This window comes from Pseudoxanthomonas sp. (genome assembly GCF_036845285.1).
Lineage (GTDB): Bacteria > Pseudomonadota > Gammaproteobacteria > Xanthomonadales > Xanthomonadaceae > Pseudoxanthomonas_A.
Genome location: NZ_DAIUEE010000003.1, coordinates 91,645 through 103,625, shown reverse-complemented (window position 1 = coordinate 103,625; position 11,981 = coordinate 91,645). Strand labels below are relative to the sequence as shown.

At 69.0% G+C, this 11,981-nt stretch carries 12 protein-coding genes; 4 read left to right on the top strand and 8 right to left on the bottom strand.

Annotation, left to right across the window (positions count from 1 at the left end; genetic code table 11):
- Window positions 1–37 precede the first annotated feature (37 nt).
- Entirely contained in the window at window positions 38–592 is a 555-nt protein-coding gene (gene yjgA, locus V7060_RS05140) for a ribosome biogenesis factor YjgA (RefSeq protein WP_334178183.1), read from the bottom strand.
- A gap of 98 nt (window positions 593–690) precedes the next feature.
- Here yjgA and pmbA point away from each other — a divergent pair, with 98 nt between their 5' ends.
- The gene (gene pmbA, locus V7060_RS05135; protein ID WP_334178182.1) at window positions 691–2,049 is read left to right on the top strand and encodes a metalloprotease PmbA; all 1,359 of its coding nucleotides are present in this window, start codon (window positions 691–693) and stop codon (window positions 2,047–2,049) included.
- Window positions 2,050–2,176: 127 nt separating this feature from the next.
- Window positions 2,177–2,554 (top strand): DUF4870 domain-containing protein, encoded by a 378-nt coding sequence (locus V7060_RS05130; protein WP_334178181.1) that lies wholly within the window; start codon window positions 2,177–2,179, stop codon window positions 2,552–2,554.
- Window positions 2,555–2,613: 59 nt separating this feature from the next.
- Here V7060_RS05130 and V7060_RS05125 read toward each other — a convergent pair whose 3' ends face one another.
- From V7060_RS05125 to V7060_RS05110, 4 genes are all read right to left on the bottom strand, one after another.
- Complete coding sequence (locus V7060_RS05125; protein ID WP_334178180.1) at window positions 2,614–3,492, bottom strand: polyprenyl synthetase family protein; 879 nt, start codon at window positions 3,490–3,492, stop codon at window positions 2,614–2,616.
- Complete coding sequence (locus V7060_RS05120) at window positions 3,482–3,742, bottom strand: exodeoxyribonuclease VII small subunit (protein WP_334178179.1); 261 nt, start codon at window positions 3,740–3,742, stop codon at window positions 3,482–3,484. Before V7060_RS05120 ends, V7060_RS05125 begins: the two co-directional genes overlap by 11 nt.
- A gap of 48 nt (window positions 3,743–3,790) precedes the next feature.
- Window positions 3,791–5,092, bottom strand: coding sequence for a tRNA lysidine(34) synthetase TilS (gene tilS / locus V7060_RS05115; protein ID WP_334178178.1), 1,302 nt, complete (start codon window positions 5,090–5,092; stop codon window positions 3,791–3,793).
- A 140-nt stretch (window positions 5,093–5,232) separates the two neighbouring features.
- Window positions 5,233–5,502 (bottom strand): hypothetical protein, encoded by a 270-nt coding sequence (locus tag V7060_RS05110; protein WP_334178177.1) that lies wholly within the window; start codon window positions 5,500–5,502, stop codon window positions 5,233–5,235.
- 81 nt (window positions 5,503–5,583) lie between these two features.
- Here V7060_RS05110 and lepB point away from each other — a divergent pair, with 81 nt between their 5' ends.
- A complete protein-coding gene (gene lepB, locus V7060_RS05105; protein ID WP_334178176.1) occupies window positions 5,584–6,135 on the top strand; it encodes a signal peptidase I in 552 nt (183 codons plus the stop codon).
- A 6-nt stretch (window positions 6,136–6,141) separates the two neighbouring features.
- Here lepB and V7060_RS05100 read toward each other — a convergent pair whose 3' ends face one another.
- Window positions 6,142–6,894 (bottom strand): tetratricopeptide repeat protein, encoded by a 753-nt coding sequence (locus V7060_RS05100; protein WP_334178175.1) that lies wholly within the window; start codon window positions 6,892–6,894, stop codon window positions 6,142–6,144.
- 244 nt (window positions 6,895–7,138) lie between these two features.
- Here V7060_RS05100 and V7060_RS05095 point away from each other — a divergent pair, with 244 nt between their 5' ends.
- Window positions 7,139–9,958: a di-heme oxidoredictase family protein gene (locus tag V7060_RS05095; RefSeq protein ID WP_334178174.1), complete on the top strand. Its 2,820-nt coding sequence runs from the start codon at window positions 7,139–7,141 to the stop codon at window positions 9,956–9,958.
- 59 nt (window positions 9,959–10,017) lie between these two features.
- On the opposite strand, the gene V7060_RS05090 is transcribed toward V7060_RS05095, so the two are convergent.
- A complete protein-coding gene (locus tag V7060_RS05090) occupies window positions 10,018–10,827 on the bottom strand; it encodes a class I SAM-dependent methyltransferase (RefSeq protein ID WP_334178173.1) in 810 nt (269 codons plus the stop codon).
- A gap of 101 nt (window positions 10,828–10,928) precedes the next feature.
- Window positions 10,929–11,888, bottom strand: coding sequence for an acetyl-CoA carboxylase carboxyltransferase subunit alpha (locus V7060_RS05085; RefSeq protein WP_334178172.1), 960 nt, complete (start codon window positions 11,886–11,888; stop codon window positions 10,929–10,931).
- Window positions 11,889–11,981 lie beyond the last annotated feature (93 nt).

Sequence of the window (11,981 nt, the reverse complement as noted above, 5' to 3'; positions counted from 1 at the left end):
TACCCTCACCCCAACCCCTCTCCCGGAGGGAGAGGGGCTAAGGAGCGTCGTCTTCGTCGGTGTCCCGCACGTCGGCCGCAGACAACACATCGCGCACTTCGCGGAACAGCTCGCGGAACGCGCGCGGAGGCTTGTTCTTCGCACGCTCGTCGAGGGCATTGCGCACCAGCTGCCTCAGCTTCTGCCGGTCGGCCGTGGGGAATTCGTCCAGCAGGTCCGCCAGCGCCTGGTCGCCATCGGTCAGCAAGCGGTCGCGCCACTGCTCGGCACGATGCAGCAACGCGGTTTCACGACGCGCCGCGTCGCCGCCCTCGTCCATCGCATCGCGGATCGCTTCCAGCACTTCGTCTTCCTCGCGCCGCATCTGCTTGGCGAGGAACTGCAACTGGCGCTTGTGCGCGATGTGCGAGGTGATGCGCTGCGTCTCGACGATATGCGGCATCAGGTCTTCGGGAATCGGCAGGCGCGCCAGTTGCGCGGCCGGCAGCGCCACCAGCTTTTCGGCCAGGCTGCGGATCTCCAGCGCCTCGCCCCGTTGCTGGGTGCGGCTGGGGCCAAGGAATTCGCCGGTTTCGGGGTCGCGTCCGCGCATGGTGAAGCCTCTCTTTCGCTTCCGCCGCCTCGTGCGGAAGCCTGATCAAATGCCGATCCGGCGCCCTGGCGCGGATCACAGGACACAAGGATAAAGCATTGAACGCCACCGCCCTGACATCCCCCGACGAGAGCCTGGCCCGGCTGGACCGCCTCGAGGCGCTGTCGCAGCGCCTGCTGGAGCGCGCGCGTGCGCATGGCGCCACCCAGGCCGAGGTGAGCTGCAGCGAGGAAACCGGCCTCAACGTCAACGTACGCCTCGGCGACGTAGAGACCGTCGAGTCCACCCGCGACCGCGGCATCGGCGTCACGGTGTACTTCGGCCAGCGCAAGGGCAGCGCCAGCACGGCCGACCTGCGCGAGGAAAGCCTGGAAGCCACCGTGGCGCAGGCCTGCGCGATCGCGCGCTATACCGAGGACGACGATGCGGCCGGCCTCGCCGATGCGGCGCTGATGGCGCACGACTTCCCGGATCTGGACGTCTGGCATCCGTGGGCACTCGACACGGACCGCGCCGTGGACCTCGCGCTCGCCTGCGAAGCGGCGGGGCGCGATGCCGATGCGCGCATCGAGAATTCCGATGGCGCGTCCGTCGGCAGCGGCGAAAGCCTGTCGGTCTACGCGAACTCCCACGGGTTCATCGGCCGTGAGCGCGACACCCAGCACACACTCGGCTGCGCGCTGATCGCCGGTCAGGGCGACGGCATGCAACGCGATGGCTGGTACAGCACCGCGTTGTCGCACCTGGAACTGGACGATCCAGCATCGATCGGCCGCAAGGCGGCGGAGCGGACGGTATCGCGGCTGCAGCCGCGTTCGCTGGCCACCGGCGAGTACCGCGTGCTGTTCTCGGCGGATGTCGCGCGCTCGCTGGTCGGGCACCTGCTGGGTGCGGTCTCCGGTGGCGCGCTGTACCGGAAGGCCAGCTTCCTGCTCGACCATGCCGGCCAGCGCATCTTTCCGGACTGGTTCTCCATCGAGGAACTGCCGCTGCTGCCGCGCGGGCTGCGCTCGTCGGCTTTCGATGCGGAGGGCGTGGCGACCAGGCGCTCGCACCTCATCCGCGACGGCGTGCTGGAGCGTTACGTACTGGGCAGCTATTCGGCGCGCAAGCTCGGTCTGCAGACCACCGGCAACGCCGGCGGCGTCCACAATCTGCAGGTGAAGGCCAATGCGGGGGGCTTCGACGACCTGCTGGGCGGCATGCGCACGGGCCTGCTGGTCACCGAGCTGATGGGGCAGGGCGTGAACGGCGTGACCGGCGACTATTCGCGCGGTGCGGCCGGCTTCTGGGTCGAGGACGGCGCGTTGGCCTATCCGGTCGACGGCATCACCATTGCCGGCAACCTCAAGGGCATCTTCGCCGGCATCGAAGCCGTGGGCCGCGATGTCGACCGGCGGTCCCACGTGGGCGTCGGGTCGATCCTGGTCGGCCGCATGACAGTCGCAGGCGAATAGCGCCACGACCCCTCACGGGACCGTCCGTGACCCGCCGCGCCATGGATTGCCGTTATGCTTGGCGAGCGGAGTCTGCGGCGGAGCCGCAGTACTCGACAGCCCTACTACCACCCTTGGGGAATCCCGCATGAGCGAATTCGACAACGTCACCGCACCACCTCCGCCGACCGTCGGCGATGCACCGCAGGACCAGCGCACCATGGCGCTGCTGGCCCACCTGCTCGGCATCATCACCGGCCCCATCGGCGCGCTGATCATCTGGCTGGTCAGCAAGGACGATGCCTCCAAGGGTTTCGTCACCGACCAGTCCAAGGAAGCGCTGAACTTCCAGATCACGGTGTTCATCGCGATCGTGATCTCGTGGATCCTGGCGTTCGTCCTGATCGGCCTGCTGCTGATGCCGCTGGTCGGTATCGCCAACCTGGTGCTGTGCATCATCGCGGGCATCAAGGCCAACAATGGCGAGTCGTACCGTTACCCGTTCGCGCTGCGCCTGATCAAGTAAGCGATCGCCGCAGGGAAGGAAAAAGCCCGGCATCGCCGGGCTTTTTTCATGCGTCCGGCTCAGTGCGAGCGGTGGATCGCGAGGTCGCCGAGCGCGCGCAGCGCATCGGCGCGGTCATCGTAGGGCGCCAGTGCCTGGCGCATGCGGGCATCCAGCTCAGCGAGCTTCGCCTTCGCGCCGTCCATGCCGAGCAGGGCGGGATAGGTCGACTTGGCCTGCGCCACGTCCTTGCCGGCCGTCTTGCCGAGTTGTTCGGAACTGGCCTCGATGTCGAGGATGTCGTCGCGTACCTGGAACGCCAGGCCCAGCGCGGTGGCGAAATCGTCCAGCCGCGTGAGCGAAGCGGCATCCGCACCGCCCGCCAGCGCGCCCATGCGCACGGCGGCGCGGATCAGGGCGCCGGTCTTCAGCGCATGCATCCGCTGCAGCTCGTCCAGCGATTGCCGCGTGCCGGTGGCATCGATGTCGAGTGCCTGGCCCCCGCACATGCCGCCGGCACCGGACGCCTGCGCCAGTGTCGCGAGCCAGGCGACGCGCAACGCTGGATCGGCCTGCGCGGTCGCGAGATGTTCGAAGGCCAGCGTCTGCAGCGCATCGCCGGCGAGGATGGCGGTGGCCTCGTCGAACGCGACGTGCACCGTCGGCTTGCCGCGCCGCAGGTCGTCGTCGTCCATCGCCGGCAGGTCGTCGTGTACCAGCGAATAGGCGTGGATCAGTTCGACCGCGATGGCAGGTGCGTGCAGCGTCGGCTCGTCCGCCTGCAGCAGCGTGCCGCTGGCATGGACGAGCAACGCGCGCATGCGCTTGCCGCCACCGAGCACGGCGTGGCGCATGGCGGCATGCAGGCGTTGCGGGGCCGCGAGGGCCGGCGGCAGCACGCGGTCGAGACGGTCTTCCAGCCCCGCCGCCCAGGCGGCGAAGCGGGGATCAGCGGCCATCGGGTGCGGGCGCGAACGCGTCGCCGGTGTCCGGCCGTTCGGGATCGCTGAGCAGGCGCACGCGCAGTTCGGCCTGTTCCAGCGCCGCCTGGCATTGCCGGTACAGGCCGACGCCGCGCTCGTAGGCGGCGAGCGATGCTTCCAGGGTCAGGTCCCCGTGTTCCATCTTCTCGACCAGTTGCTCGAGTTCGTCCAGCGACTGCTCGAAATGGGCGACGGGCGATGCGTCTGCGGGGGTCTTCTTGGCCATGCGGCAAGTGTGGGGATCGCCCGCGGTCAGGTCAAACGCAAGGTGCGTTCAGCCGCGCTGCCAGCGCAGCCGTGCGCCGCGCGCCCGCAGCCACGCATCGCACTCGGCCGACAGGACCAGGTCGCCCGCGGCCCACAGCGCGTCGCCCCGCCACAGCAGGGGCAGCTGGCGTCGCTCCCATGGCGGAATGCCCAGCGACTGCAGCACGTCCTTCAGCGCATGCCGGTGCGCGCGGCCGGGCAGGGCGATCCGCTCGCCGCCGCGCCGCGCGGTCAGACGCAGGGGCACCTCGAATGGCGCACCTTGCTCCTCCAGACTGACGATGCCGCCATCGGGAAGCGCGAGTGGCGCCGTGCCGTCCCAATCGGCCTGCCAGCCGTCCGGCAACGCCGGGCGCTGGCGCTCGGCATGCAGCAGCCCCCGCCAGCGCCGCACGATCGCGCCATGCCAGGCGAACTCGGCGTGTGCGTCCGCCCGTGCGTCGAGGAGGTGTGCGTCGATCCGGGCCACCCCTTCGGCAGGCAACGGAGGCAGTGACAGACTATCGATCCAGTGTCGCAGCGCGCGTGCACGCGAGGCGACGCACGCGTCGCGCAAGGCCCCGACCTGCAAGGCGGCGGGATCGGCGGTGGCCGCGCGGGCGAGCAGTTCGCGATCCTGTCGTGCGAGCAACCCGGCCGCGTCCGCATTCAGTGCGGCGCTGCGTGCGAACGCGGCATCCGCATGCGGCCAGCGTGCCCGCAACAGCGGCAGTACCTCGTGGCGCAGGAAATTGCGGTCGAAGGCGGTGCTCGCGTTGCTGGGATCCTCGATCCACGACAGCGACGCCGCACGTGCATACGCCTCCAGCGCGGAACGGGGCATGTCCAGCAACGGTCGCCACAACCATCCCGCGCCGAATGCGCGCCACGGACGCATCGCGGCCAGACCCTCGGGACCGGACGCGCGCAGTGCGCGCAACAGGAAGGTCTCCGCCTGGTCGTCGCGGTGATGGGCGAGCGCGATGATGTCGCCCGCCTGCATGGCCTGCATGAAGACAGCATGGCGTGCATGCCGCGCTGCGGCTTCCACACCTTCGCCGTGCGCCGCGTCCACGCGCACGCGATGCACCTGCATCGGTACGCCACGCGACACACACTGCGCTTCGCAATGCGCGGCCCAGGCGTCGGCGTCCGCGTGCAGTCCGTGGTGCACGTGGATCGCGCGGAGTCCCTGCCTGCGCACGGCAGGGTCCTGTGCCAGCCGATGCAGCAGCACCGTCGAATCCAGTCCGCCGCTGAAGGCCACCCACACGCGCCCTGCCAGCGGTGGCGGCGGCACGGCGAGCGAAGGGGCGTCGGGGCGAAGCATGCGTGCATGCTAGCGGCGAGCGCGCTGATATGCAGCCGGTCGCACCGTCACGGCAACACGGCATCGACGGGGTCTGATCCGGCGTGCGGCGACCCTGTCGATGACGCGATGGCCGGCGATCGCGCCACGCAGGCGGCCGGCTACTGCACGCGCTGCAGGATCACGACCATCGCGGCTATCCAGCAGGCCGATACGAACATCCCGAGCACCAGGTGCTGGCTGGCGCCGTTGCGGTGGAAGCGCCACCGGTTGATGCCAAGCACCGTGGCGAGCGACAGGACGAACAGGGCCGTTGGCAGGCACCACCAGGGCAGGGAAAGCAGGTTCATGTCGTCTCCCGGCATCGCGGCGTAGCACGCCGCGATGGCAGGATCGCGCCCTTCCGCCGCATCCGCCTTGATTGCGATCAAGGAGACGTCCCGGCCGGAAAGGTGCGGAACAGGCGGATCTGCGGCAAGCTGGCCGCCACCTCACGGCTGTCACCAGGAAACATGTCCCGCCTGCGTCGCTCCATCGTCTGCGTGCTCATCGCGTCGATCGTCCTCATTCCTGCGGCTTCGCTGGCGATGTATGCGTTCAATCCGTTCGGCGCGCGTTCGCTGGACCCACGCCAGCGCATCCTGGGGCATGGCCTGTACCGCGTGCCCTCGTCCAGCATGTTGCCCGGCATCGTGCCGGAGCAGGTGCTGCTGACGCGTGCGGGCTATTACACGACGCATGCGCCGCAACGCGGCGACGTGGTCACGCTGTTCGTGCCCGAACACGAGGGCCAGGTGTGGCTGCAGCGTATCGTTGGCCTGCCGGGTGAAACGCTGGGGATCGTCGATGGCACGGTGCACATCGACGGTGCCGCACTGGAGGAACCCTACGTGGCGGGAGATAACGTCCGCACGGACTACGCGCTGACGTTCGCGCCGGTCCGGGTGCCGGAAGGCCACTACTTCATGATGGGCGACAATCGCGACAACAGCGTCGACAGCCGGCTCCAGCCGATGACGCGGCGCGAGGACCTCACCGGCAAGGTCGTCGCCCAGTTGTACTGAGGCGGCTCAGGTGTGCGGCAACGCCGCGAGTTCGCGCTTCGCCACGTCGATCCAGTCGCGCTGCTCGCGCTGGTAGTAGCGCGGCGCCGCGTCGGAGCGATCGAGGATTTCCTGGAACACGGCGCGTGCGCGGGCGTGTTCGCCCTGGCGCTTCAGCAGCAGGCCGAAGCGGGCGCGGGCTTCTTCGCCCGGATAGCCCTGCACGACGGCCTCGTACTCGTGGATGGCGGCGGCCGCGTCGGCGGTGTCCTCGACCGCGCGCGCGTACAGCAGATGGCCTTCCGCGGAACGGAAGCCGGGATTCGCGGCGATCAGCGCGTCCAGCGTCGCGCGCGCCCGAGCGGAGTCGCCCAGGCCGAACTGCGCCTTCGCCAGCCCGAGCATCAGGTCGGGATCGGTCGCGTACAGGCCCTTCAATGCGTGCTCGTAGAGCTCCGACGCATGCGCGTAGTCGCCGCTGCGCAGGCTTTCCTCGGCTAGGCGCCGGCGGTTCTCCGGCGTATCCGACGCCTTCAGCAGCTTGGCCGCATCGCGGCGGTCGCGGTCGGGATCGATGCGGCTGCGGACATTGCGCACCGTGCGGCGCGCCGACGGACTGTTGCGCAGGTCCGGCAGGACCTCGGCGATGACGTAGATGATCGCCGAGAGGAACGGGAACACCAGCAGGATGAAGACCCAGTACAAGGGGCGTCCGGTGCGCACCACGTGCACGCAGCAGGCGATCTGTACGGCATAGGTCAGCAGCAGGAGTGGGCTCATGCGAAGGAAGTGGCGCCGTGGCGGAGCGCCAAGCATCCGTCATCGGCGCGACGTGCGCCAGCATCGCAAGGTGACCGGTATGCGCGTGCCCTGCGCAGCAATGTGCGGTGGCGGTCACAGCCATGTGCGGGACGGCTCTGCGACCATGCGGCTTCCTGCCACCGGATGGCGCACCTCCGCTTCGGGGAAAGAAGCGAGCGTGCTGCCGACTTTCCCCACGCGTCCCCCACGGAGTCGGTGCCTGATGTATTCCTCCGCGTTCGTCCGGCGCCTGCGCGCGCCGGTGCTGTCCCTGCTCGCCGTGATGTCGCTGGCGGCATGCTCCGCGCCGTCCGACGAGGCGGGCGATGCACCGTTCTGGAGCCGGGCACGTCCTGTGTCCGCGTCCGCGCAAGGCGTGAGCGGTGGTGCGCGGGCAGTCGCCGTTGCCGCCGAAGCCCAGGCGGTGCCGCAGAACATCAACGTCGATCCCGTGCCGCCGGGCCGCTACCGCATCGCCAGCGCATTGAGCGGCCTGTGCATCGAAGTCCGCGACGGCAACACCGCCAACGGCACGCCGCTGGCGCAGTCGACCTGCGACGCGACGCTGCATCGGCAGTTCTTCGACATCATCGAGACCGCCACCGGACAGTACCGGCTGCGCAATCTGGCCACGCAGAAGTCCGCCGACATTCCTGCCGCGTCGAACGCCGACCATGTCGTCGTACAGCAATGGGAGGACAACGGCAGCGGCGCGCAGCGCTTCCGCCTGCAGCGCATCGATGCCAGCGATCGCTACCGCATCGTCAACGTCAACAGCGGCAAGTGCCTGGCCATCGTCGGCGCAGCGACCGTGGCGGGCGCCTCGGTCGAGCAGCTCACCTGCGCGGCCGTGCCCGCCCAGCAGTTCCACCTCGGCGCGGGCGAGCCGCAGCCGATCCGCCAGAACGGTTCGCAGCCGTTGCTGCCTCCACCGCCGCCGGTGCCGCCATCGGCAAGCTACCAGCCGCTGCTGTGGCCCGACGATGCCGCACCGGTCCACTACACGCAGGACGACGGCACGCTGGTCACGCACGTCGGCGGCCGCGTGCGCGACCGGCATGCGCGCGAGCCGATCGTCGACGACAGCTACCAGGTGTTCCCGCCGCACTACTTCGAACGGCGCACGCACGAGATCCTGATCTACGACGATGCCGTGCCCGGCACCTCGGGCGAGCAGCGCGTGCTGACCGTGGTAGTGAAGCCGCAGCACTACTGGTACGGCACCAACTTCCGCCATGGCTACATCGGCCGGCGCAGCGAGGATCCGCTGGAACCGACCTCGGTGGCGCTGTATGCCGACAATGGCGGGATGAAAGTGCTGCCCGGCGGCGTGGCGGCGCAGACGCCGGTCGCCAACTACGCGCAGCTGGGACAGGACCCGAACGGCAACTACACGCCGCCGGCCGGTGCGCCGGGCAACGCCTTCGTGCTGGTGAAGGAAATCCGCACCGCCGCCAACGAGTCCCATCGCCCGCTGCGCAAGGGCGACCTGGTGGAGTTCGAGCTGGGTATCTTCCTGGCCGGCAATCCTGACGTGATCGGCCGCTTCAACTACTACGCCGAGGCGCTGGTGTACCGCGCGGGATCGCACGGCATCGTGTCGTGGTTCCGCGGTCCGGGCCATGGCGTGCAGCGGCCGCTGGACTCACTGGCGATGCCGGTGGACGCGCTGTCGGCCGGCCCGTGGATGACGCTGCACGAGGACACCTCCAGCGAACCGTTCCGCATGCTGCAGCAGGCCTCGCACAACATCGCCGGCTACAACATGCAGCCCTGGGCGGAGGGGCGGCGGCTGATCCACACCTCCTTCGCCAGCGGCCGGCATTCGGAAGAGAGCAACACCGTTTTCAGCGCGCATGCCGGCAAGACGGCTCCCCGTTTTTCGCAGACCCGCTGCGTGGATTGCCATACCGGGAACGGACGCAGTTCGCCCGTGGTCGGTGCACCACTGGACCGCCTGGGCGTGTTCATCGGCGTGGCAGGAGCGGGTACGCAGGCGCCCGATGCGCGCTTCGGCCTGCGCCTGCAGCAAGGCACGTATCGCGCGGCGGGTGCGAACATCGATGGGCGCGAAGCCGAGCTGGTGCTGGCCGGATACACCGAGCGTCCCGGCCGTTACGCGGATGGCACCGGCTACGTGCTGCGCCGGCCGAACTATGCGCTGCGCGATCGCGCAGGCCAGCCGCTGGCGTTGCCGACCGCCCTGTCCGTGCGCGTTGCGCCTTCGCTGGTCGGCCTTGGCCTGCTGGAAGCGGTGCCAGAGCAGCAACTGGAACGCCTGGCGCTGGCGCAGCAGGGCGATCCCGATGGCGTGGCCGGCCGGCTGCAGATCGTTGCCGACGCGCGCGATGCAGGCGCCAGCCGCGTGGGTCGCTTCGGCTGGAAGGCGGCGGCCGCCACGCTGGAGCAGCAGGCCTCGCTGGCGTTCAACACCGACATGGGCGTCACCTCGCCGCTGATGCCGTCGCTGGAATGCGCACGCGGCAGCCAGGGCACGGCGTGCGCGCAGGTCGACAACGGCAGCGCGAAACTGACGACGGACGACATCCGCCAGACCACGCTTTACCTGAGTTTGCTGGGCGTGCCGCCGCGCCGCGATTTCGACAATCCGCTGGAGCAGGACACGCAGGCGCGTGCGCGCCAGTTGCGCGTCAAGCGCGGTGCGCAGCTGTTCGAGGCGGCGCGTTGCAGCACCTGCCATGTGCCGGAACTGCGGACCGGCCACCACCGTTTCGTCGAGCTGCGCTACCAGACCATTCGTCCGTACTCCGACCTGCTGTTGCACGACATGGGGCCAGACCTGGCCGACACCTACGTCGAAGGCCGCGCCACCGCACGCGAATGGCGCACGCCGCCGCTGTGGGGCCTGGGCCTGGCGACATCGATCGATCCGAACGTGCGCTACCTGCACGATGGCCGCGCGGCGACGCTGGAAGAGGCCGTGCTGTGGCATGGCGGGCAGGGAACGGCGGCAAAGCAGCGGTTCGAGGCCATGAACGCCGAGGATCGGCGCGCGCTGGTGGACTTCCTCAAGTCGCTCTGAGCGGGGAACCAGGCGGCGCGTCGGATCGCACGTGGGCGCAGGAGGCGCCCCGGCATGCCTCAGCCCGGCGAGAGCGTCGGCTTGCGTGCGATCAGTGCGATCGAGTCGTCCGTCGTGCCGTCGTGGACGCGCTGGCCATCCAGGCCGTAGGCCTCGGCATCGGCTTCGAAGCCGGCGTCGACCAGTTGCTCGCGCTGCTTGTCCAGCGTCAGGTAGTACAGCATGGTGCTGTAGTGGTGGCAGACATCGTTGATGACTGAGTAGTCCTCGGTATGGATCTCATGCGGATGATGCTGCCGCCGGTTGCGGAAGCGCAGTACGGTTTCGCCGGTGAAGCGCAGCGAACGCACGGCCAGGCGCAACGGATTGAACGACCAGTCGAACGGCGGGAACAGGAAGCCACGCCGGAATTCCGGTGAGTTTCGATTGTGGGTGGAGAACAGGAAGAAGCCGCCGGGGCGCAGGACGCGCTGGACTTCGCGCAGGATCAGCAGGCGGTCGGCATGCGAGACCATGCCGATGCCGTTGCAGCTGAACACGGCCAGGAAGATCGACGCATCGGGAACGTTCGATAGTGCGCGTGCGTCGGCGAGTTCGAACCTGACGTCCGGGAACCGCTGCCGGCAGGCGTCCACCATGCCCTGGCTGTAGTCGATGCCCAAGTAGTCGTGGCTGATGCGGCGGAGAGCCTCCACCGTGCGTCCGCCGCCCACGCCAAGGTCGAGGATGGGCTGGTCCTTGGCCTGCGCGGCCACCCGGTCGAACGTGGCCTGTTCCGCCCGGCTCAGTTCCCAGGGACGTGCGTAGTGGGTGACCACCGATGCGGTGGTCATGGTCTTCCTGTTGATGCGGTCGATCGACTCGCTCATTGCGCTTCCCCCTGCTGCAAAGCGATGTGGCGCCGGCTCCATCCCCATGGAGCGCGACGGTACGTCATGGTCGTGCGTGGATCAGGCCATGGCGTGCCGGTTCACGCGGCTTCGTAGGCGCCGTAACCGCGCAGGCGCTCGTAGCGCTTCTGCAGCAGTTGATCGACCGGCAGCTGGTCCAGCGCGTGCAGTTCGTTCAACAGCACGGCCTTCAGGCGCACGGCCATCTGCCGCGGATTGCGGTGCGCGCCGCCGATGGGTTCGCGCACCACCTTGTCGACCAGGCCCAGTGCGCTCAGGCGCTTGGCGGTGAGGCCGAGCTGTTCCGCCGCGTCCTTGGCCTTGGCGGCGTCCTTCCACAGGATCGACGCGCAGCCTTCGGGCGAGATCACCGAGTAGGTGCCGTATTCCAGCATCAGCGTGCGGTCGCCGACGCCGATCGCCAGCGCGCCGCCGCTGCCGCCTTCGCCGATCACGGTGCAGATGATCGGGATCTTCAGTTCGGCCATTTCCATCAGGTTGCGCGCGATGGCTTCCGACTGGCCGCGCTCTTCCGCCCCCACGCCCGGATACGCGCCCGGCGTGTCGATGAAGGTCAGCAGCGGCAGCTTGAAGCGCTCGGCCATCTTCATCAGCCGCAGCGCCTTGCGGTAGCCCTCGGGGCGCGGCATGCCGAAGTTGCGCGCGATCTTGCTCTTGGTGTCGCGGCCCTTCTGGTGGCCGATGATCATCACGCTGCGGCCATCGATGCGACCCAGGCCGCCGACGATGGCGGAATCGTCGGCGAACGCGCGGTCGCCGGCCAGTTCCTGGAACTCGTCGCAGAACACCTTGATGTAGTCCAGCGTGTACGGCCGTGCCGGATGGCGGGCCAGCTGCGAGACCTGCCACGGCGACAGGTCGCGGAAGATCTGTGCGGTACGCACGCGCAGCTTGTCCTGCAACGCATGGACCTCGGCATCGACATTCACCGCCGGGCCGGTGCTGGCGGCGCGCAGATCCTGGATCTTGGCTTCCAGATCGGCGATGGGCTGTTCGAAATCGAGGTAGTTCGGATTCATCTGCGGGCCATGGGCCGGAAAGGGGGGAAGTGTAGCCGAAGCCGTCCGCTGGTCACGTACGGGGGGGTAGGGCCTTGGCGTCGCGCACGCGGC